The sequence below is a fragment of the Bradyrhizobium cosmicum genome (assembly GCF_007290395.2).
GTDB classification, from domain to species: Bacteria; Pseudomonadota; Alphaproteobacteria; order Rhizobiales; family Xanthobacteraceae; genus Bradyrhizobium; species Bradyrhizobium cosmicum.
Genome location: NZ_CP041656.2, coordinates 7079395 through 7098430 on the forward strand (window position 1 = coordinate 7079395; position 19036 = coordinate 7098430).

Genomic DNA, 19036 nt, shown 5'->3' on the forward strand with positions numbered 1-19036 from the left:
GGCCAGGCCCGGAATCCATCGGGCGGCAGAGTTGGTGGATGAATGGATTCCGGGTTCGCGACTTCGTCGCGCCCCGGAATGACTGACAGCCTTACGCCCCCGGCAGATCCAGGATGCGCTTGGCGACGATGCCGAGCATCACCTCCGTGGTGCCGCCCTCGATCGAGTTGGCCTTGGTGCGCAGCCAGGCGCGCGGACGGGCGCCCTGCTTCGAACGCTCACTCTCCCATTCCAGCGCATCGACACCGCCGGCGGACATCAGGATCTCGTAGCGGCGCTTGTTGAGCTCGGTGCCGTAGTACTTCATCGCCGACGAGAACGCCGGATGCGCCTGGCCAGCCTTGGCGAGATCGACGGCGCGCTCGGCGCAGGCGGCAAGGGCGGCTTCATCGACGTCGAAGCTGGCGATCTTGCCGCGCAGCATCGCATCGTCGAGCTTGCCTTGCCCATCGGAGCCGACGGAGTCGGCCGCGATCTGGCCGAGCGGGCGACCGACGCCGCGCTCGCCCATCCCGGAGATCATCGCACGCTCGTGCTGCAGCAGATATTTCGCAACGTCCCAGCCGCGATTGACGGTGCCGACCACTTGCGATTTCGGCACGCGGACGCCGTCGAAGAAAGTTTCGCAGAACGGCGAATAGCCCGAGATCAGCAGGATCGGCTTGGTCGTCACGCCCTTCGAGGTCATGTCGAACAGGATGAAGCTGATGCCGTCGTGCTTCTTGGCGGCGGGATCGGTGCGGACGAGGCAGAAGATCCAGTCGGCGTAGTTGGCGTAGGAGGTCCAGATCTTCTGGCCGGTGATGACGAAATCGTCGCCGTCGCTTTCGGCGCGGGTCTGCAGCGAGGCGAGATCGGAGCCGGCGTTCGGCTCGGAATAGCCCTGGCACCAGCGGATCAGGCCCGCGGCGATTTTCGGCAGGTGCTCCTTCTTCTGCGCCTCGTTGCCGTATTTCAGCAGCGCCGGCCCGAGCATCCAGATGCCGAAGCTCGACAGCGGCGGACGCGCGCCGATTCGTCCCATTTCGGCGCGCAGCACCTTGTGCTCGGCAGCGCTAAGGCCGCCGCCGCCATATTCCTTCGGCCAGTCCGGCACGGTCCAGCCCTTGTCGCGCATACGCTCGAACCAGATGCGCTGCGGTTCGGAGGCGAATTTGGTGTTGCGTCCGCCCCAGAACACGTCGGCGTCGGATGTTGCGGGCTTGCGCATCTCCGGCGGGCAATTGGCTTCCAGCCAGGCACGCGTCTCGTTGCGGAATTTTTCGAGATCGGCGCTCTCAGTCTCGCTCATGGTCGTTTCCATCATCACAACTTGTTGGGTGCGACTCTGAGCCATCGCCCCGTGGAATTCAACCACTTCCGCAGGCTGCATTCGGCTATAGTCGCGGCGACGGCGAGCTTGAAAACAAAGAGGAAACGAGAATGCGCCTGAAGCTTCTTTCGCCTGGCGAAATGAACGAGAGCCAGCGGCAGACCTATGACGAATCGATTGCCGGCAAGCGCGGCAAGCCGCCGGCGCCGATGATGGCATGGCTCAACAGCCCCGACATGGCCCGTCACGCCACGCGGCTCGGCGAGGTACTGCGCTACGACACGATCTTCCCGGCGAAGCTCTCGGAGATCGCGATCCTGGTGACCGCCCGGCACTGGACCGCGCATTACGAATGGTACGCGCATAAACGCCTTGCGCTGGCCGGCGGCATTAAGCCAGAGATCATCGACGCGATTCGCGACCGACGCACGCCGGAGTTCGACGATCCGAAGGGCAAAATGATCTACGATCTCGCGAAGTCGCTGCACGAGGGCCACGGCGTCGAGAAGGGGCTTTACGACGAAGCGGTAAAGCTGCTCGGCGAACGCGGCGTGGTCGAGGTGATCGGGCTGTGCGGCTATTACACGATGGTGTCGATGACGCTGAACACGTTCGCGTTCGAACTGCCGGAGGGCGAGGTGCCGGAGCTGTCCTAGTTTCGTATCCGGAAACGATGGGTTTCGGGATAAGGCCGTAGCGCCATCCCGAAGCTCGACTTAAGTGGAGTTCATCAGGGAGCACCACCATGTCGCAGAACCCAGCCGTCGCCGCCGGCACCAGGATCGGCCACGTCCACCTCAAGGTCGCCAACCTCGATCGCGCGCTCGGCTTCTATTGCGGCGTGCTCGGCTTCGAGCTGATGCAACGGATGGACTCGGGCGCGGCCTTCATCTCGGCCGGCGGCTATCATCACCACATCGGGCTCAACACTTGGGAGAGCAAGGGCGGCTCGCCGCCACCGCCTGGCACGACGGGGCTGTTCCACACCGCGATCCTATATCCGACGCGGCCCGCGTTGGCGGATGCGCTGCATCGGGTGCTATCGGCCGGCATCGCACTGGACGGCGCGAGCGACCACGGCGTGTCCGAGGCGTTGTATTTGCGCGATCCCGACGAGAATGGCGTGGAGCTGTATTGGGACAAGCCCAGGGAGCAGTGGCCGTTCGGGACGGATGGCAAGCTCGCGATGTTTACCAAGCGGCTGGATGTCGAGGGATTGCTGAAGCAGCGGGAGGGGTAAACTCCGCTGTCTCCTCGTCATTACGAGCGCAGCGAAGCAATCCGGAATCTTCCCGCAGGGGCAGCCTGGACTGCTTCGCTGCGCTCGCAATGACGGAGGGTGCGGAAGCGCGGTCGTGACTCTAGACGACCTTCGCTCGCTGCCTCCCGCGCACCATGATCAGCCCCGCCGCTACCACCTCCAGCGCAACACACAAATAGAACGGCAGCGCATAGCCGCCGGACCAATCGCGCAAGAAGCCGACCACGCCGGGGCCGAAGGCGTAGGTCACCTGGTTGATCGCCGTGTTCAGGCTGATCAGCACGCCGAAGGAGGCGGAGTCGAATTCCCGCTGCACGATCAGCGAGGGCAGCGTGATGAGGTTACCGACCGAGAAGCCGAACACGGCGCAGGCCGCGATCAGCACATAATCGTTGTGCAGGTTGATGACGACGAGAAGCGCCCCCGCCTGGCTCAGGAACGACAGCGCCGACGCCAGCCGCTGGTTAAGGCGGTCGATCACCATCGAGAACAGCACACGGCCGACCACCGCCATCGCGGTCAGCACGGCGACCGCGACTGCCGCGCGCTCGCGGCCGATCACCGGATCCAGGAACGAGATCAGGTGCACGATGAAGCCGACCTGCGCGAACAACACCAGGGCAAACGCGACGGTCACCGTGAGAAAGCCGACGTCGCGCAGCGCCCATGCGCGGATCTGCGCCGACGATTGCGGTTTTGGCCGCGCCGTCGCGTGCCAGCCGTGAAAATCGGGCGGGCGGCCGACGAGAAAGAGGATCACCGGCAGCAGCAGCACCAGCATGGCGCCTGATGCGGCGTACATTGCGCCGGCGAAGCCGATATGGCCGATCAGCATCACCAGCAGCGGCACACCCACGATGCCGCCAAAACTGGCGCCATTCAGCGCCAGGCTGATCGCCATGCCGCGCTTGTGGTCGAACCACAGGCTGATGGTGTTGGTGATCATGGCGAGACTTGTGCCGGCCCAGCCGAAGGCGAGCACGGCGTTGGCGAGATAGAGCTGCCAGGGCTCGCGCACCGCGCCGATCGCGACCGCAGCGGCCGCCATCGCCAGCGTGCCGGCGATCAGGCAGAGCCGCGGGCCATATGTCCGGACGGCCTCGCCGACGAAGACGACGAGCAACGCGCCGAACAGATAGAAGAACGTGGTGCCGGAGGAGATCAGCGAGGTCGGCCAGCCCCGCGCGCGCTGCAGCTCGGCGACATAGACACTCTGGCCGTAGAAGCCGAGCCCCCAGCCGAAGGTCGCGAGCAGGAAGCAGACCGCGACGATGCGCCAGCCTCCGTAGCGGAGGGAGGATTCGTCGATGGTGGGATGCTGAGGATTGTCGAGCATTGCCGCCTACTCCGTCATGCCCGGGCTTGTCCCGGCCATGACGAGATCTATTAACTCTCCTCAGAAAATCACTTCGACAGCGATCGAAGTATCGACGCTGCTGACAGCCTCCTGACAATCAGATTGCGTCCGGGAACTCACCCATCGCGGCTTCCAGCCGCGCCCGGCGACGGCGCGCATACGAGACGAGCGAGAGCACGACGAGGCCGAGCACCACGGGCGGGAACACCACCATGTTCACCGCCGACCAGCCGTAACTGGCGAGCAATTGCCCCGAAGAGAACGAGCCGATCGCCATCATGCCGAACACGAGGAAATCATTGAAGGCCTGCACCTTGTTGCGCTCCTGCGGGCGATGCGTCTCCAGCACCAGCGCGGAGGCACCGATGAAGGAGAAATTCCAGCCGACGCCGAGCACGATCAGCGTGGCCCAGAAATGCATCGCGGTGATGCCGGAGAGGCCGATCGTGGCGGCGCCGGCCTCGAGCAGCAGGCCGGCGGCAACGATACTGGGTGCGCCGAAGCGCGCGATCAGCGCGCCGGTGAAGAAGCTCGGGCCGTACATCGCGACGATGTGCCACTGAATGCCGAAATTGGAATCGGACACGCTGAGGCCGCACAGCTTCATGGCGAGCGGCGCCGAGGTCATCACCAGATTCATCATGGGATAGGAGACGATGCCGCACAGCGCCGCGGCGATGAAGCGCGGCTGGGTCACGATGGTGAGCAGCGGACGTCCGCCATGCAGGTCGGCCGGTGCCGGCTTCGGCATGTCGACGCCGGCGACGATGCCCATCGCGATCAGCGCGACCGCGGCCTGCACCAGGAAGCTGAAGGCGAACAGATAAGGCTGCCAGACATCCATGGTCCATTGCACCAGCTGCGGACCGAGCACGCCGGCGAACACGCCGCCCGCCATCACCCAGGACACGGCTTTCGGCCGGTAGGCCGCGCTGGCGCCGTCGGCCGCGGCGAAGCGATAGGACTGCGCCACCGCGCCGTAGAGGCCGCCGAGAAAGGTCGCCAAACAAAACAGCGCGAAGGAGCCGTGCAGGATCGCGAACGAGCCGAGCAGGCCGGTCAACGTCCCTAAAGCGGTGCCGATGACGAAAGCCGCGCGGCGGCCGAAACGGCGCGAGATCGCGCCGGTCGGCAGCGTGCCGGCGGCAAGGCCCACCACATACATCGAGATCGGTACCGTCGCGAACGACATGTCGGGCGCGAGCGTGGCGCCGACGATCGCACCGGTGGCGAAGATCACCGCCGAGTTGGCGCCGGTCAGCGCCTGCGCCGCGGCGAGGCGCACCACATTGGCACGCACCCGCGCGTCGGCATCGATCTCATTGGCTGAAGTCACGTCCAACATCGGCATTTCCGCCCGAAGGTCTTTAAAGGGGGTTTTGTTGATTCCCGGCACTATGGAGCGGTGCAGGAGGGCGGGCAACCGGCGCAAACGGGCGCGGGCCATGCCCCTGACGCAATCGGCGGGATGATAGCCGGCCGCGCGCTTGACGGCTTGCGCTCGATCAAATCCTATCCGCCGCATTCTCCAGGAGTTTCGTTCATGTCCGTCGACGACAGGCCCACGCTCAGCGCTCCCGACGACGATCCCTGGTTGTGGCTGGAGGAGATCGAAGGAACGCAAGCGCTCGATTTCGTAGAGCGGCAAAATGAGCTGACGCTTCAGGCGTTCGGCGGAGCGGCCTTCGCGCGCGACCGCGACATCCTCGCGGCGATCTACGACCGGCCGGACAACATTCCCTATGTCAGCCGGCGCGGCGATGGTCTGCACAATCTCTGGAAGGACGCCGTCAACCCGCGCGGCCTGTGGCGGCGCACCAATCTGGCGGAGTTTCGCAAGACCGATCCGGCGTGGGAGACCATGCTGGATATCGACCAGCTCGCCGCGCGCGAAGACGAGGACTGGCTGCTGAGCTCCATCACCACGATGCCGGGACACTCGCGGGCCATCCTTGGCCTGTCGCGCGGCGGCAGCGACGCCGTGACGTTGCGGGAGTTCGACCTCGACACCAAGAACTTCGTTGCGGATGGTTTCGTGCTGCCGGAAGCCAAGGGCGGCGCCGACTGGCTCGATGCCGATACGCTGCTGCTGTCCAGCGCCCATGGCGAGGGCATGGCGACGAGCTCCGGATATTCGCGAACCGTTCGGCTGTGGCGGCGCGGCCAGCCGGTCGATCAGGCGCAGGTGATCCTCGAGACCACCGCAGATCACATGGCGCTCTCCGGCATGTCCGACGACACCGGCTCGGCGCCGCGGGTCTGGATCATCGAGCAGATCGACTTCTTCAACCACGCCATCTGGCTGCGCGATGCGCTTGGTGCGACGACGAAGCTCGACCTGCCGACCGGCGTATGGATGCAGGCGCATGGCGACCGGTTCGCGATGAAGCTGCGCGCGGACTGGGCGGTCGACGGCCGAAGCTATGCCACCGACACCGTGCTCGGCATGTCGCTCTCGGCGTTCCTCGCCGGCGGCCGCGATTTCGTGGTCCTGTTCGAGCCTGAACCGCGGCGCGCCTTGCAAGGCCTGTTCTGGGCGGGCGGCAGGCTGGTGCTGTCTATCCTCGACGAGCTCAAGCCGCAATTCGAGATCTGCACGCCATCCTCTCACGCATGGAGCCGCGAGTCGCTGCCCGGGCTCCCGCAGATCGGCGTCGTCGACATCTGGCCGCTCGATCGCCATCCCTCCGAAAGCAACGGCGATCTGCTCGCCAACGTGCAAGACCCGCTGACGCCGCCGTCGCTGCTGCTGATCGAGCGCGGCGTCGCAAGCCCGACCTTGCTGAAGCAGGCTCCCAAAACGTTCACAGCGGATGGTCTCGTGGTGACGCAGCACGAGGCGATCTCGATCGACGGCGAGCGCATTCCCTATGTGCAGACCGGACCCGCACGGGAGACCGGCGATGCGCCGGTCTACATGAGCGCCTATGGCGGCTTCGCCCATTCGGTGAAGCCGTACTACAATCCGTCGCTCGGCAAGCTGTGGCTGGAGCGCGGCGGCACGATTGTGCAGGCGAATTTGCGCGGCGGCGGCGAGTTCGGGACGCGCTGGCACGATGCCGGCCGCCTCGCCGGCAAGAAATTGTCGCACGACGACTTCGCAGCCGTGGCCGCCGATCTCGTCCGCCGCGGCGTGACCAAGCCGAGGCGCATCGCGGCGCAAGGCGGGTCGAACGGCGGCATCCTCATCACCAACATGCTGGTGCGATACCCCGAGCGTTTCGGCGCGCTGTTCTGCACCATCCCGCTGATCGACATGCGCCGCTACACAAAACTGCTCGCGGGCGCGAGCTGGATCGCGGAATATGGCGATCCCGACAAGCCGGATGAATGGGAGTGGCTGAAGACCTACTCGGCCTATCACAACGTCAAAGCCGGCCAGCCCTATCCGCCGATCCTGATCGCCACCACGCGCCGCGACGACCGCGTCCATCCCGGCCACGCGCGCAAGATGGCGGCAAAGCTCCAGGCGATGGGCTACGAGGCCTGGTTCTACGAGCCGGCGGCGGGCGGCCACGGCTACGGCAAGGACAACAAGGAGCGCGCGGGGTTTGAGGTGATCGGTTTCCGGTTCTTGAAGGACAAGATCGGGTGGAAGGACGGGGAGGTGTAGCGCTTGAGGCACCCAAGCTTCCACAACGTCATGGCCGGGCTCATCCCGGCCATCCACGTTTTGCCACGAGGTTCGAAGAACGTGGATGCCCGGGACAAGCCCGGGCATGACGACTTCCCGAATTATCCTCGCGAAAACACCAGCGTCAGATTGTTCGCGGGCATGTCGATCGTATCGACCAGACCCAGGCGCGCGCCGCGCGCGAGCGTCTCGACGTCGCTGATATCGCGCACGCCCCAGTCGGGGTTGCCCTCACGCAAGGAGGTGTCGAACACGGCGTTGCTGAGCGCGGTGTGCTTGCCATCGCGCTTGAACGGACCATAGAGCAACAGCTTGCCGTCGGCGCGCAAATAGCGGCCGGCGCCAGCGAACAGGCCTTCGGCCACGCTCCACGGCGCGATGTGGATGACGTTGGCGCAGAACAATGCGGCGAAGCTGGTCGGCACCTGGCCGGTTTTCAGCTCCGGACACCAGTCGGGATCGGCGAGGTCGATCCGCAAGGGACTGCGGATGTTCTGCAGGCCCGAATGAACGCGCCAGGCTTCGATGCTCTTGAGGTGGCGCTGGTTGAGGTCGCTCGGCCACCAGATCAGGCCGGGGGTATGCCGCGCGAAATGGACCACGTGCTGTCCGGTTCCGCTGCCGAGCTCGACCACGTTGCCAGTCAGGCCTGCGAGATGTTTTTCCAGCGCCGCCCAGAGCGATTCGTGATTGCGATGAAATGCAGGCGCATCGAGCCGCCCGTCCGACTCGACCCGTCCGCCGTCCCTGCCAAATTCGACGACATATTCAGCCAATTGTGGTCCCCTTGAAAACGAGAACGAGATAAAAACGGCATGAGCGCCCAAACGCCCTGAAAACAGCCGGCCCGCGCCCCCGGGCCTGAATCCGCCGAACAAATAATCTCTTTAGTTGCAATGCGGAAGATATTAACTCCATTTTGCCGCCTGCATAGTCTTGATTGTCAGGCGGTGCCCTTTGTGCTTTGGAGCACTATATTTCCGCAAACGAGATCATCGACATAACGGCTCGGAATGACGCCTTGACCGCCTTTCCCCGGACGCCCGTCCTTTACGTCCTGCTGGCCATGGCCGCCGGCCTTGCCGGAAGCTCCGCGCGGGCGCAATCCGCCGTGACTGACGGCCAGAAGCTCGCCTTCGACCGCGGCAAGGGCAACTGCCTGACCTGCCACGTCATCAAGGGCGGCGATCTGCCGGGTACGATCGGTCCGGAGCTGAAGGACATCAAATCAAAATACCCTGATCGCAACGAGCTGGTCGCGATCATCTTTGACGAGACCAAACGTAATCCGCAGACCATGATGCCGCCGTTCGGCCGTAACCGGATTTTGACTGAGCAGGAGATCAGCGCGATCGTTGATTTCCTGCAGACCCTGTGACTTCAGGCACGCCAGGAGACTCGAGATGACCCCACGCCCCCTCGCAACGCGACGCCTGATCCTTCAGGGCGCAGCTTCGGTCGCGCTGCTTGGCCTCGGCAATCTGCCGTTCGCGCCCGCGCGTGCCGCGGCCAACGACAAGTATCCGGAGCAGGCGTTCAAGCTGAAAAACGAAGCGGACGCGATCAAGGCACTCTACGGCAGGACCGCCGAGCCCTCGGACAAGGTCAAGCTGGATGCGCCCGAGATCGCCGAGAATGGTGGCGTCGTGCCGATCTCGGTGACGACGACGCTCGACAAGGTCACCTCGATCTCGTTCTTCGTGGCCGAAAACCCGAACGCGCTCGCAGCGTCCTACAGGATTCCGGACGGTACGATCCCTGGCGTCGCCAACCGCCTGAAGATGGCCAAGACCACCAACGTGACCGCGATCGTGGAAGCCGACGGCAAGCTCTACAGCGCAACCAAGGAAGTGAAAGTCACAGTCGGCGGCTGCGGCGGCTAGGAGGATCGATCCGATGGCATCAAGCATTCGCGTCCGCGCAACATCCAACGGCGACATCACCGAGGTGCAGACCCTGATCCAGCACCCCATGGATACCGGCCTGGTCAAGGACGCCAAGGGCGAGCTGATCCCGGCGCATTTCATCCAGCAGTTGACCTTCGAATGTAACGGCAAGGACGTCTTCGTCGCCGATTGGGGCACCGCGGTCTCCAAGGACCCCTACGTCAAGTTCAGCTTCAAGGGCGCCAGGAAGGGCGACGACCTCAAGATCTCCTGGACTGACAACAAGGGCGGGTCGGATACGATCACCGCGAAGATCGCGTGATGAAGGCCCGCATCGCCCTCGTGCTCGGCTCGGTGAGCGCCGCGCTCGTTGCGCTCATCATCGCCTCGCCGCGCGTGATCGCGGCCGACAAGATCGATCCCGCGGCCGACGCCAAGGCGTTCCAGAACTTCTTCTTCCAGAAATTTCCCGATGTGAAGCGTGAGGATTTCGTCAACGGTCCGTATTCGATGAACGCGGATATGAAGCGGCAGTGGCAGGAGAAGGAAGAATTCCCGCCTTACGAGTTCGCGCTCGACGCCGGCAAGGAAATGTTCGCGACGCCGTTCAAGAACGGCAAGAGCTACGCCGACTGCTTCCCGAACGGCGGCATCGGCATTCGCCAGAACTATCCCTATTTCGACGAGAAGGAAGGCAAGGTCGTCACACTGGAGCTCGCGCTCAATCGCTGCCGCGAGGCCAATGGCGAGCAGCCCTATTCCTACGTCAAGGACGAGATGGCCTCGCTGACCGCCTACATGGCGTTCACTTCGCGCGGCAAGCCGATGGACATCAGGATTCCCGACGATCCCCGCGCGCTCGCGGCGTTCGAGAACGGCAAGCGCTATTTCTACACGCGGCGCGGCCAGATGAACTTCTCCTGCGCGAGCTGCCATGTGCAGAGCCCGGGCGAACGCATCCGCGCCGAGATCCTGGCGCCAGCCCTCGGCATTCTGAACGCGATGCCGATCTACCGCTCCGAATGGAGCGGCATGGGGACGACCAGCCGCCGCTTCGTCACCTGCAACAGCCAGACCCGCGCGGTTCCGCTGGAGCCGCAGGCGGACGAATATCGCGACGTCGAATACTTCCTCTCCTACGTCGCCAACGGCCTGCCGATCTCGGGGCCGGGAGCACGGCCATGAAGCGGTCACTTCCCCTCGCCATGTTGCTCGCCTTGAGCCTCGCGCCTGCCGCGAGCGCGGCAAACGAGGCGGATTACAAAGCGGCCTATACCGCTGCCGAAGCCGCCTCCAGGGAGGCAGCGGGCATGCGCAACCAGTGGACCGTGACCGTATCGGCGCTGGCGGCGGCGAAGCGCGCCGCGGACGGCGGCGATTTCGACCGCGCGACGACCGCTGCGAAGGAGGCCGAGGCGCTGGCGAAGGCGTCGATCTTCCAGGCCATGTCTGAAAAAGAAGCGTGGAAGGCGATGGAAATCCGCTAAGCTCAGATCTTGTGGAACCGTCGAACTGCCGAGAAGAGGCGCGGAGAATCTGGGATGGCGATCCGCCGCCGCGATTTCCTTAAGAATGCAGGCATTGTCGCAGCATCGCTGAGCCTGCCGAGACCGGCGCCTAGCGCCGAGACCGCGAGCATTTACGACCTCGAACGGTTCGGCAATGCGCGCATTCTGCACACCACCGACACCCATGCGCAGCTCAACCCGGTCTATGTCCGCGAGCCCAGCGTCAATATCGGCGTCGGTGAGATGGCGGGCCGGCCGCCGCATCTGGTCGGCCGCGCCTTCCTGGAGCGCTTCGGGGTCCGGGCCGACAGTGCCGATGCCTATGCCTTCAGCTGCCTTGAGTTCGAGAAGTCAGCGGCGCGCTTTGGCAAGCTCGGCGGCTTCGCCCATCTGAAGACGCTGATCGATCGGCTGCGGGGCGACGCCGGCGATGGGCGTTCGCTGCTGGTCGACGGCGGCGACCTCTGGCAGGGCACCGCGCTTGCCAACGTCATGCAGGGGCGCGACATGGTCGAGGTCGCCAATCTGCTCGGCATCGAGGCGATGACCGGGCACTGGGAATTCACCTATGGCGAGCAGGTGCTGCGCGACAATCTTGAGCGCTTCAAGGGCGAGTTTCTGGCACAGAACGTCTTCCTGACCGAGGAAGCGGCGTTCAACGATGCCCCCGCCTTCGACAAGGCGAGCGGGCGCGTGTTCAAGCCGTCCGTGATCAGGGAGCTCGGCGGCCATCGCGTCGCGATCGTCGGCCAGGCTTTTCCCTACGTGCCGATCGCGCATCCCAAGCGGTTCACGCCGGACTGGACCTTTGGCATCCGCGAGGAGGAATTGCAGAAGCACGTCGATGCCTTGCGCGGCAACGGCAAGGTCGATGCCGTCATCCTGCTGTCGCACAATGGCATGGACGTCGACCTCAAGCTCGCAAGCCGCGTCACCGGCATCGACGTCATCCTCGGCGGCCATACCCATGACGCGATCCCGCAGCCGGTCGCGGTGAAGAACGCGGGCGGTACGACGCTCGTGACCAATGCCGGCTCCAACGGGAAGTTTTTGGGAGTGCTCGATCTCGCACTCGACAAGGGCAAGGTCAGCGACGTCAGATATCGTCTGCTGCCGGTCTATTCCGAGCTGCTGAAACCCGATCCTGCCATGGCCGAGTTGATCGGCCGGGTCCGCGCACCGCACGTGGCCGACTGGTCCGACAGGATCGCAACGCCTGACCGCCTGCTCTATCGCCGCGACAATTTCGCCGGTCCCATCGACGAGCTGATCTGCGCCGCGTTGCGCACCGAGCTCGACGCCGAGATCGCGCTGTCGCCGGGCTTCCGCTGGGGCGTCACCGCGCTGCCAGGCCAGCCGCTGACGATGGAGGATTTGCTCGCGGAGACCGCGATCACCTATCCCGAGACCTATGTGCAGGAGATGACCGGCGCAGAGATCAAGGACGTGCTGGAAGACATCTGCGACAATCTCTTCAATGCCGATCCCTATTACCAGCAAGGCGGCGACATGGTGCGCGCCGGCGGGCTCGGCTACACCTGCACGCCGAATGCCGCGATCGGCAGCCGCATCTCCGATGTGAGGGTCCATGGCGGCAAGGCGCTGAGCGCAAGCCATCGCTACAAGGTCGCGGGCTGGGCCTCGATCAACGGCCGGCAGGGCGCGCCGGTATGGGACGTGGTGGCCAAATATCTGCGCTCGGGCCGGATGTTTCAGGAGCGGCTCGGCTCAGGCGTCACGCTGAAGGGCGTCGACGGCAATCCGGGCATCGCGGGATAGGGCGGCCGGAGGCTTTTGTGGCACAACGCAACACCACGCGCGGTGTCAGGTGGGGTGAGTACCCAATCCCACCACGCGCAATAAAAATCTTCTAAATTTTCTCGTCTACACAGTGAATTGCTTCTCTCTATAATAGCCGGCGTAGTAGAATCTTCAAAAGTCAGTTCCACGCCGGGTCTTGCCATGATCTTCCGCCAGCTCTTCGACAGCGTTTCGGGCACCTATAGTTACGTCCTCGCCAGCCGCCACGGCGGCGAGGCGCTGATCCTCGATCCTGTGCTGGAGAAGGTCGACCGCTATTGCCAGCTGCTGCGCGAGCTCGACCTCAAGCTGGTGAAGGCGGTCGATACCCACTTGCACGCCGATCACGTCACCGGCCTCGGCGAGCTGCGCGACCGCACCCATTGCATGACCGTGATGGGCGACCAGACCAAGGCCGACGTGGTGGCGATGCGGGTTGCCGACGGCGACAAGGTGACCATCGAGGGCCTGTCGCTCGACGTGATGTACACGCCGGGCCACACCGACGATTCCTATTCCTACCTGATGGGCGACCGCGTCTTCACCGGCGACACGCTGCTGATCCGCGGCACTGGCCGCACCGATTTCCAGAACGGCTCGTCGCGTGCGCAATACGATTCGATCTTCAACCGCCTGCTCAAGCTGCCGGACGAGACCATGGTGTTCCCGGCGCATGACTACAAGGGCGACACCGTCTCCACCATCGGCGAGGAGCGTCGCTACAATCCGCGCCTCCAGGTGCGCTCGGTCGATGAATATATCGAGCTGATGGCCAATTTGAAGCTGCCCAATCCGAAGATGATGGACGTGGCAGTGCCCGCCAACATGCATGTCGGCCTGCATCAGGAGGAGCTGGAGAAAGAGGGCCGCGCGCTGAGCGCGGTCGAGGCGATCCGCGTCCTCGGCCGGCCCGATATCCTGCTGGTCGATCTGCGCGAGAGCAACGAGCGGATGAAGCACGGCATGCTCGAGGGCGCGCTGCACACACCCTATCCGAGCGTCGAGGAAAGTCTGAAGCCCGGCGGCATGCTGCGCGAGGTCGCGGCCGCCACCGGCCGCCGCGTGGTGTTCTTCTGCGCCTTCGGCGAGCGCTCGGCGATGGCGGTGGCCGCAGCGAAGCAAGCCGGATTGTCCAACACGGCGCACATCGCCGGCGGCATCGACGCCTGGAAGAAGGCGGGCGGACCGATCGTGCACGGCTGAGGGCCAGCCGAGACTTGAGATAAGTCAGGAACCGCACATATTTTGCGGGTAGAATCGGATGACGCATCACCATCCGGGATCAGCATGGCCAAGATCGGGAAGACGACCGCCAAGCCGAGCGAGCCGCCCAAGAAGGCGGACGACAAGGCAAAGAAGCCGTCGCATCTGCACGACGACGACGACTACGAAGACGGCGATATGGCAACGCCAAAACGCGATCGCTACGGCGAGGATGACGAACCGTTGTGACGGTCCTCCGCTGTCGCCTCTGCGTTCGCAGGGATGACAGGTGGGCCGCGCTACCTGCCATGCGCCGGCGTTCATGGACAAATAACTGCTGTCCCCGATAGTTTGCGCTCCCATCGGGAGTGAAACGGAACTGCAATGGTCGATGTTCTCGCTGCACCGCAGCAAGGCAAGGCGGACAGCGCGCTGCGCACGCTGACCGGGATTTCGATCGCGCATTGGGTCAGCCATTTCCATCTGCTGGTCCTGCCGATGCTGTTCCCGTTCCTGAAGGGTCAACTCGGCGTCGGCTATGTCGAGCTCGGGTTCGCGCTCACAGTCTCCGCGGTCGTGTCCGGGCTGACGCAGGCGCCGACCGGCTATCTCGTCGACCATTTCGGCGCACGCAGGATCCTGCTGGGCGGACTGACGCTGGGAGGGCTCGCGCTGATCCTGCTGGGGCTGCATCTGAGCTACGCCTCGCTGATCGCCTGCGCCGTGCTGCTTGGCCTTGCCAACAGCGTCTATCATCCTGCCGATTACGCCATCCTCGCCGAGCACATGGACGAGGCGCGGATGGGCCGCGCGTTCTCGATCCACACCTTCGCCGGCTATCTCGGCGGCGCGGTTGCGCCAGCGATCGTTGCCGCACTCGTCACCGTGTCCGGCGGCACGGGTGCGCTGTTCGCGGCGGGCGCGATCGGCGTGCTGGTCGCGCTGCTGCTCGTCGTCATGAACATTCCCGATGCCGGCGCGCACAAGACAAAGCCCGGCAGCGAAACCGCGCCGAAGCAGGCGGTGATCACGCCGGCGCTGATCACACTCACGGTGCTGTTCACGCTGCTCAGCCTGTCGGTTGCCGGCGTCAACAATTTCGGCGTGGTGGCGCTGATGAGCGGTTATGGCGCGTCCTACTCCGCCGCCAACGTCGCGCTGACCGCCTTCCTCGCCTCGAGCGCCATCGGCGTGCTCGCGGGCGGCTTCCTTGCCGACCACACCGAGCGCCACGGCTATGTCGCCGCCGCCTGCTTTGCCGCCAACGCGGCAATCGTGCTGCTGATCGCGCTGGTGACGCTGCCGGGCTGGGCGCTGACCGTGACGATGGCGACCGCGGGATTTCTCTCCGGCGTGATCGCACCCTCGCGCGACATGCTGGTGCGCAACGCCGCGCCTCCCGGCGCCGCTGGCCGCGCCTTCGGCATCGTCTCCACCGGCTTCAATCTCGGCGGCATCGTCAGCCCGCTGCTGTTCGGCTGGATCATGGATCAGAGCGCGCCGCACTGGGTGTTCGGGGCGTCGGTAATCTTCATGCTGGCGACGGTGGTGCTGTCGCCGTTCACGGAGCGGAAGCCGGCGAAGGCGTAGTCAAGAATTCGACTGTCGTCCCCGCGAAGGCGGGAACCCATAACCCCAGGGAGAAATTTCTGCGCGAAGCTGATCACTCCGAGTCTTCGCCAAACTCCTCCTTGTGGCTATGGGTCCCGGATCTACGCTCCGCTTCGCTGCGCTTGTCCGGGACGACGAAGAGAAACAACAAAACAAAACGGGAAGAAACACCATGAGCACCCCTGATCTCGTGATCCGCGGCGGCACCGTTGCGGATGGAAGCGGCGGCGAGCTGTTCGAGGCTGATGTCGCCATTACCGGCGGTAGGGTCAGCGAGGTCGGCAAGGTTTCGGCCAATGGCAAAGAAGAGATCGACGCGCGCGGCAAGCTGGTGACGCCGGGCTTCGTCGACGTGCACACCCATTACGACGGCCAGGTCACCTGGAGCCAGGACATCACGCCGTCGTCGCAGAACGGCGTCACCACCGCGATCATGGGCAATTGCGGCGTTGGTTTTGCGCCGTGCAAGCCCGCCGACCACACCCGCCTGATCCAGCTCATGGAAGGCGTCGAGGACATTCCCGAGCCGGTGCTGAGCGCCGGCATTCCATGGGCGTGGGAAAGCTTCCCCGACTACATGGACTGGCTCGCCAAGCGCGATTTCGACATCGACGTCGGCGCGCAGCTGCCGCACGCGGCGCTGCGGGTCTATGTGATGGGCGAGCGCGGCGCGCGCCGCGATCCCTCGACCGCCGAAGACAACGCGGCGATGGCGAAGCTCGCGGGCGAGGCGGTGCGCTCCGGCGCGCTCGGCTTCTCGACCTCGCGCACACTCAACCACCGCACCTCCACCGGCGATTTCACGCCGACGTTGAAGGCCGGCGAGGACGAGCTCACGGCAATCGCGGGCGCGATGCACAGCCAGGGCCGCAGCGTGCTGCAATTCGTGCTCGATCTCTCGACCATCCACGAAGATCTGCCGATGATGCTGAGGGTGGCCGACGCCACCAAGTGCCCGATCTCGTTCTCGATCACGCAGAACGACAAGGCGCCCAACCGCTGGCGGCAGACGCTGGACGAGATCAACGCGGCGGCCAAGCGCGGCCTCTCCATCACCGCGCAGATCGCGGCGCGGCCCGTGGGCTTGCTGCTCGGATTGGAGCTGTCGCGCAATCCGTTCCAGACCCATCCGAGCTACAAGGCCATCGCGCATCTGCCGCTGAAGGAGCGGCTGGCGCGTCTGCATCAATCCGAGGTCCGCAAGGCGATCCTCAGCGAGACGGCGACCGCGACCGACGATCCGCTGTTCTTCCGGCCCAACTACGACAAGATGTTCCTGCTCGGCGATCCCCCCGATTATGAGCAGCCGCCGGAGAACGCGCTGGGCCCGCAGGCGCGCCAGCAGGGGCGTCAACCGGAGGAGCTCGCCTACGACGCGATGCTATCGGACGAGGGCAAGGGCATGCTCTACGTACCGTTCCTCAACTACGCCGACGGAAATCTCGATGCGACGCGCGAGATGCTGATCGATCCGCAATCGGTGCCGGGCCTGTCCGACGGCGGTGCGCATTGCGGCATCATCTGCGATGCCAGCTTCCCGACCTATCTGCTGACGCACTGGACGCGTGACCGCAAGCGCGGCGAGAAGCTCTCGATCCCGTTCGTGGTCGCGGCGCAGTCGCGCAAGACCGCGCTCTCCGTCGGCCTCACCGATCGCGGGCTGATCGCGCCCGGCTACAAGGCCGACGTCAACGTCATCGACTACGACCGGCTGCATCTGCATCCGCCGAAGGTGCATTACGATCTGCCGGTCGGCGGGCGGCGGCTGTTGCAGGATGTCGACGGCTACGAGGCGACGATCGTGTCGGGCGTGGTGACGCGGCGCCACGGCGAGGCCACGGGACAGCGGCCGGGGAAGCTGATTCGGGGCGCGCAGGGGATGAATTGAGCGAGGCCGCCGCTCACCCTCCCCCTGGAGGGGGAGGGTCGGCTCACATGGAGCGCAAGCGGAATGTGAGCCGGGGTGGGGTGACGGTCTCTCCCCATCCAACAGTGCCTGAGCGGAGAGATCACCCCACCCCGCTCGCGCTTCGCGCGATCGACCCTCCCCCTCCAGGGGAGGGTAAGCGAGCGCGCCCCTTACGTCGGCGACACCGCGCCTTTCAGCGCTGCGGCCTGCGGAGCCGCACCGCGTGTCAGCCTGGCCTTTTCCGTGTTCGGCCACAGGAGCAGCAGGCCGATCACGCCGGAGCCGACCATCACCACTGCGTTGATGGTGAAGCCGGTCATGTAGCCGTCGAGCATGTTGCCGGCGCGCTGGATCACGGTGCCCATCACGCTCGGCGCGATGATGCCCGATAGCGTGTAGAGTGCGCCGTAGATCGCGATGACCGCTCCGCGCTGCGACGCAGGGGTGAATTCTCCGAGCATCGGCGGGCAGACCACATAGATCGCGCCGCACAGACCGGAGCCGACGACGAGCAGCGCGATCTGCATGCCGGCACCCGACACATGCGGCATCATGGCGAGGATCAGGCCGCCGAGGATCAGCGGCACCGAGCCGAGCACGCCGCGCGAGATACGCGTGGTGTAACCGCGCGCCGTCATCACCTGCGAGATCCAGCCGGTGAGGATGACGATGGTGGCGCCGAACACCCAGGGCAGGATCGAGACGAAGCCGGCCTGGCTCTGCGAGAATCCGAGGCCCTTGACGATGAAGGGGGTGAACCAGGTGAGGCCGAGCGACAGCGCCCAATAGGCGCCGAAGGTCGCGATCACGCAGCCGAGGAAGGTGCGCGAGGTCAGAAGCTGCACATAGGGAATCTGCGGCTCATTGGCAGCGAAGGCCTGTGTATCCTCGAGCGGGCCTTCCTTGCCGAATGTCAGCCAGGCACAGACCCAGATCAGGCCGACTACGCCGAGCGCGCCGAAGGCGTAGTGCCAGGAGTGATTGACGATGACCCAGTTCAGCGCCGGCACAGCCAGGATGACGCCGAAGGCCGAGCCCTGCGACAGGATGGCGGTCGGCAGCGTGCGCTTCTCGTCCGGGAACCATTTGTAAATCGCGTGCGCGGCGACCGAGAAGGCCGGGCCTTCACCCGCGCCCAGCACGATACGGCAGATCAGCAGCGTGGTGAAGGAGACGGTGCCGACCATCGGGAACTGCGCCAGCGCCCAGATCACCGCCAGCGTCAGCAACACCCAGCGCGTCGGGACCTTGTTGACGATGAAGCCGACCACGATGGCCGAGATCGAGAACAGGAAGAAGAACGAGGAGCCGAGCAGTCCGAATTGCTCGGCGTCGAGCTTCATGTCGGTCATGATCGGCACGCCGGCGAGACCGACGACGATCTTGTCGGCGAAGTTCACGACCATGAAGAGAAAGAGGAGAAACGTGACTGTCCAGGCGCCCTTCGGCGTTGGCTTCGCCAAACCCTTGGATTCCCCTGCCGTCTTACCCGCCGCGGACGGCGTTCCCTGAGCGCTCATTATTCTCCCCGTATGTCTTTTTTGGCACTTTTATG

Annotated in this window: 18 protein-coding genes; 13 read left to right on the plus strand and 5 right to left on the minus strand. The window is 64.9% G+C overall.

All coding sequences use genetic code 11. From position 1 onward, the window contains the following. Nucleotides 1-91 precede the first annotated feature (91 nt). Nucleotides 92-1291: an acyl-CoA dehydrogenase family protein gene (locus FNV92_RS33755; RefSeq protein ID WP_168213427.1), complete on the minus strand. Its 1200-nt coding sequence runs from the start codon at nt 1289-1291 to the stop codon at nt 92-94. A 131-nt stretch (nt 1292-1422) separates the two neighbouring features. Here FNV92_RS33755 and FNV92_RS33760 point away from each other — a divergent pair, with 131 nt between their 5' ends. Beyond that, complete coding sequence (locus FNV92_RS33760) at nt 1423-1968, plus strand: carboxymuconolactone decarboxylase family protein (protein WP_143842838.1); 546 nt, start codon at nt 1423-1425, stop codon at nt 1966-1968. An 89-nt stretch (nt 1969-2057) separates the two neighbouring features. Further along, on the plus strand, nt 2058-2552 hold the full coding sequence (locus FNV92_RS33765; protein ID WP_143842837.1) for a VOC family protein: 495 nt from the start codon (nt 2058-2060) through the stop codon (nt 2550-2552). 121 nt (nt 2553-2673) lie between these two features. On the opposite strand, the gene FNV92_RS33770 is transcribed toward FNV92_RS33765, so the two are convergent. Beyond that, nucleotides 2674-3909 (minus strand): MFS transporter, encoded by a 1236-nt coding sequence (locus FNV92_RS33770; RefSeq protein WP_143842836.1) that lies wholly within the window; start codon nt 3907-3909, stop codon nt 2674-2676. A 118-nt stretch (nt 3910-4027) separates the two neighbouring features. Beyond that, nucleotides 4028-5275, minus strand: coding sequence for an MFS transporter (locus FNV92_RS33775; RefSeq protein ID WP_168213779.1), 1248 nt, complete (start codon nt 5273-5275; stop codon nt 4028-4030). Nucleotides 5276-5473: 198 nt separating this feature from the next. On the opposite strand from FNV92_RS33775, the gene FNV92_RS33780 reads away from it, so the two are divergent. Next, nucleotides 5474-7543: a prolyl oligopeptidase family serine peptidase gene (locus FNV92_RS33780; protein ID WP_168213426.1), complete on the plus strand. Its 2070-nt coding sequence runs from the start codon at nt 5474-5476 to the stop codon at nt 7541-7543. A gap of 122 nt (nt 7544-7665) precedes the next feature. On the opposite strand, the gene FNV92_RS33785 is transcribed toward FNV92_RS33780, so the two are convergent. Then, nucleotides 7666-8340 (minus strand): DUF938 domain-containing protein, encoded by a 675-nt coding sequence (locus FNV92_RS33785; RefSeq protein ID WP_143842833.1) that lies wholly within the window; start codon nt 8338-8340, stop codon nt 7666-7668. A gap of 245 nt (nt 8341-8585) precedes the next feature. On the opposite strand from FNV92_RS33785, the gene soxX reads away from it, so the two are divergent. From soxX to FNV92_RS33835, 10 genes are all read left to right on the plus strand, one after another. Then, nucleotides 8586-8942: a sulfur oxidation c-type cytochrome SoxX gene (gene soxX, locus FNV92_RS33790; RefSeq protein WP_015689225.1), complete on the plus strand. Its 357-nt coding sequence runs from the start codon at nt 8586-8588 to the stop codon at nt 8940-8942. A gap of 25 nt (nt 8943-8967) precedes the next feature. Beyond that, nucleotides 8968-9447 (plus strand): thiosulfate oxidation carrier protein SoxY, encoded by a 480-nt coding sequence (gene soxY / locus FNV92_RS33795; RefSeq protein WP_015689226.1) that lies wholly within the window; start codon nt 8968-8970, stop codon nt 9445-9447. Between the two features lie 13 nt (nt 9448-9460). Continuing rightward, nucleotides 9461-9772: a thiosulfate oxidation carrier complex protein SoxZ gene (soxZ, locus tag FNV92_RS33800; RefSeq protein ID WP_015689227.1), complete on the plus strand. Its 312-nt coding sequence runs from the start codon at nt 9461-9463 to the stop codon at nt 9770-9772. Beyond that, the gene (gene soxA / locus FNV92_RS33805; protein WP_168213425.1) at nt 9772-10635 is read left to right on the plus strand and encodes a sulfur oxidation c-type cytochrome SoxA; all 864 of its coding nucleotides are present in this window, start codon (nt 9772-9774) and stop codon (nt 10633-10635) included. Before soxZ ends, soxA begins: the two co-directional genes overlap by 1 nt. Further along, a complete protein-coding gene (locus FNV92_RS33810) occupies nt 10632-10937 on the plus strand; it encodes a hypothetical protein (RefSeq protein WP_143842831.1) in 306 nt (101 codons plus the stop codon). The genes soxA and FNV92_RS33810 overlap by 4 nt, the downstream gene beginning before the upstream one ends. A gap of 54 nt (nt 10938-10991) precedes the next feature. Continuing rightward, nucleotides 10992-12737, plus strand: a complete 1746-nt coding sequence (gene soxB, locus FNV92_RS33815) for a thiosulfohydrolase SoxB (protein ID WP_143842830.1) — start codon at nt 10992-10994, stop codon at nt 12735-12737. Nucleotides 12738-12920: 183 nt separating this feature from the next. Next, nucleotides 12921-13961, plus strand: a complete 1041-nt coding sequence (locus FNV92_RS33820) for an MBL fold metallo-hydrolase (RefSeq protein WP_015689231.1) — start codon at nt 12921-12923, stop codon at nt 13959-13961. A gap of 84 nt (nt 13962-14045) precedes the next feature. After that, a complete protein-coding gene (locus FNV92_RS33825; RefSeq protein ID WP_143842829.1) occupies nt 14046-14210 on the plus strand; it encodes a hypothetical protein in 165 nt (54 codons plus the stop codon). A gap of 135 nt (nt 14211-14345) precedes the next feature. Next, nucleotides 14346-15551 (plus strand): MFS transporter, encoded by a 1206-nt coding sequence (locus FNV92_RS33830; RefSeq protein WP_143842828.1) that lies wholly within the window; start codon nt 14346-14348, stop codon nt 15549-15551. A gap of 193 nt (nt 15552-15744) precedes the next feature. Continuing rightward, complete coding sequence (locus FNV92_RS33835; protein WP_143842827.1) at nt 15745-17460, plus strand: N-acyl-D-amino-acid deacylase family protein; 1716 nt, start codon at nt 15745-15747, stop codon at nt 17458-17460. Between the two features lie 191 nt (nt 17461-17651). Here FNV92_RS33835 and FNV92_RS33840 read toward each other — a convergent pair whose 3' ends face one another. Further along, a complete protein-coding gene (locus tag FNV92_RS33840) occupies nt 17652-19001 on the minus strand; it encodes an MFS transporter (RefSeq protein WP_143842826.1) in 1350 nt (449 codons plus the stop codon). Nucleotides 19002-19036: the final 35 nt, after the last annotated feature.

Bases quoted from the DNA above. Each gene is read 5' to 3' on its own strand.
- FNV92_RS33780 (WP_168213426.1), top strand. From the start codon at position 5,474: ATGTCCGTCGACGACAGGCCCACGCTCAGCGCTCCCGACGACGATCCC.
- soxA (WP_168213425.1), top strand. From the start codon at position 9,772: ATGAAGGCCCGCATCGCCCTCGTGCTCGGCTCGGTGAGCGCCGCGCTC.
- FNV92_RS33825 (WP_143842829.1), top strand. From the start codon at position 14,046: ATGGCCAAGATCGGGAAGACGACCGCCAAGCCGAGCGAGCCGCCCAAG.
- FNV92_RS33775 (WP_168213779.1), bottom strand. From the start codon at position 5,275: ATGTTGGACGTGACTTCAGCCAATGAGATCGATGCCGACGCGCGGGTG.
- FNV92_RS33755 (WP_168213427.1), bottom strand. From the start codon at position 1,291: ATGAGCGAGACTGAGAGCGCCGATCTCGAAAAATTCCGCAACGAGACG.
- FNV92_RS33820 (WP_015689231.1), top strand. From the start codon at position 12,921: ATGATCTTCCGCCAGCTCTTCGACAGCGTTTCGGGCACCTATAGTTAC.
- FNV92_RS33765 (WP_143842837.1), top strand. From the start codon at position 2,058: ATGTCGCAGAACCCAGCCGTCGCCGCCGGCACCAGGATCGGCCACGTC.
- FNV92_RS33810 (WP_143842831.1), top strand. From the start codon at position 10,632: ATGAAGCGGTCACTTCCCCTCGCCATGTTGCTCGCCTTGAGCCTCGCG.
- FNV92_RS33840 (WP_143842826.1), bottom strand. From the start codon at position 19,001: ATGAGCGCTCAGGGAACGCCGTCCGCGGCGGGTAAGACGGCAGGGGAA.
- FNV92_RS33770 (WP_143842836.1), bottom strand. From the start codon at position 3,909: ATGCTCGACAATCCTCAGCATCCCACCATCGACGAATCCTCCCTCCGC.
- soxZ (WP_015689227.1), top strand. From the start codon at position 9,461: ATGGCATCAAGCATTCGCGTCCGCGCAACATCCAACGGCGACATCACC.
- FNV92_RS33760 (WP_143842838.1), top strand. From the start codon at position 1,423: ATGCGCCTGAAGCTTCTTTCGCCTGGCGAAATGAACGAGAGCCAGCGG.
- FNV92_RS33835 (WP_143842827.1), top strand. From the start codon at position 15,745: ATGAGCACCCCTGATCTCGTGATCCGCGGCGGCACCGTTGCGGATGGA.
- soxY (WP_015689226.1), top strand. From the start codon at position 8,968: ATGACCCCACGCCCCCTCGCAACGCGACGCCTGATCCTTCAGGGCGCA.
- soxB (WP_143842830.1), top strand. From the start codon at position 10,992: ATGGCGATCCGCCGCCGCGATTTCCTTAAGAATGCAGGCATTGTCGCA.
- FNV92_RS33830 (WP_143842828.1), top strand. From the start codon at position 14,346: ATGGTCGATGTTCTCGCTGCACCGCAGCAAGGCAAGGCGGACAGCGCG.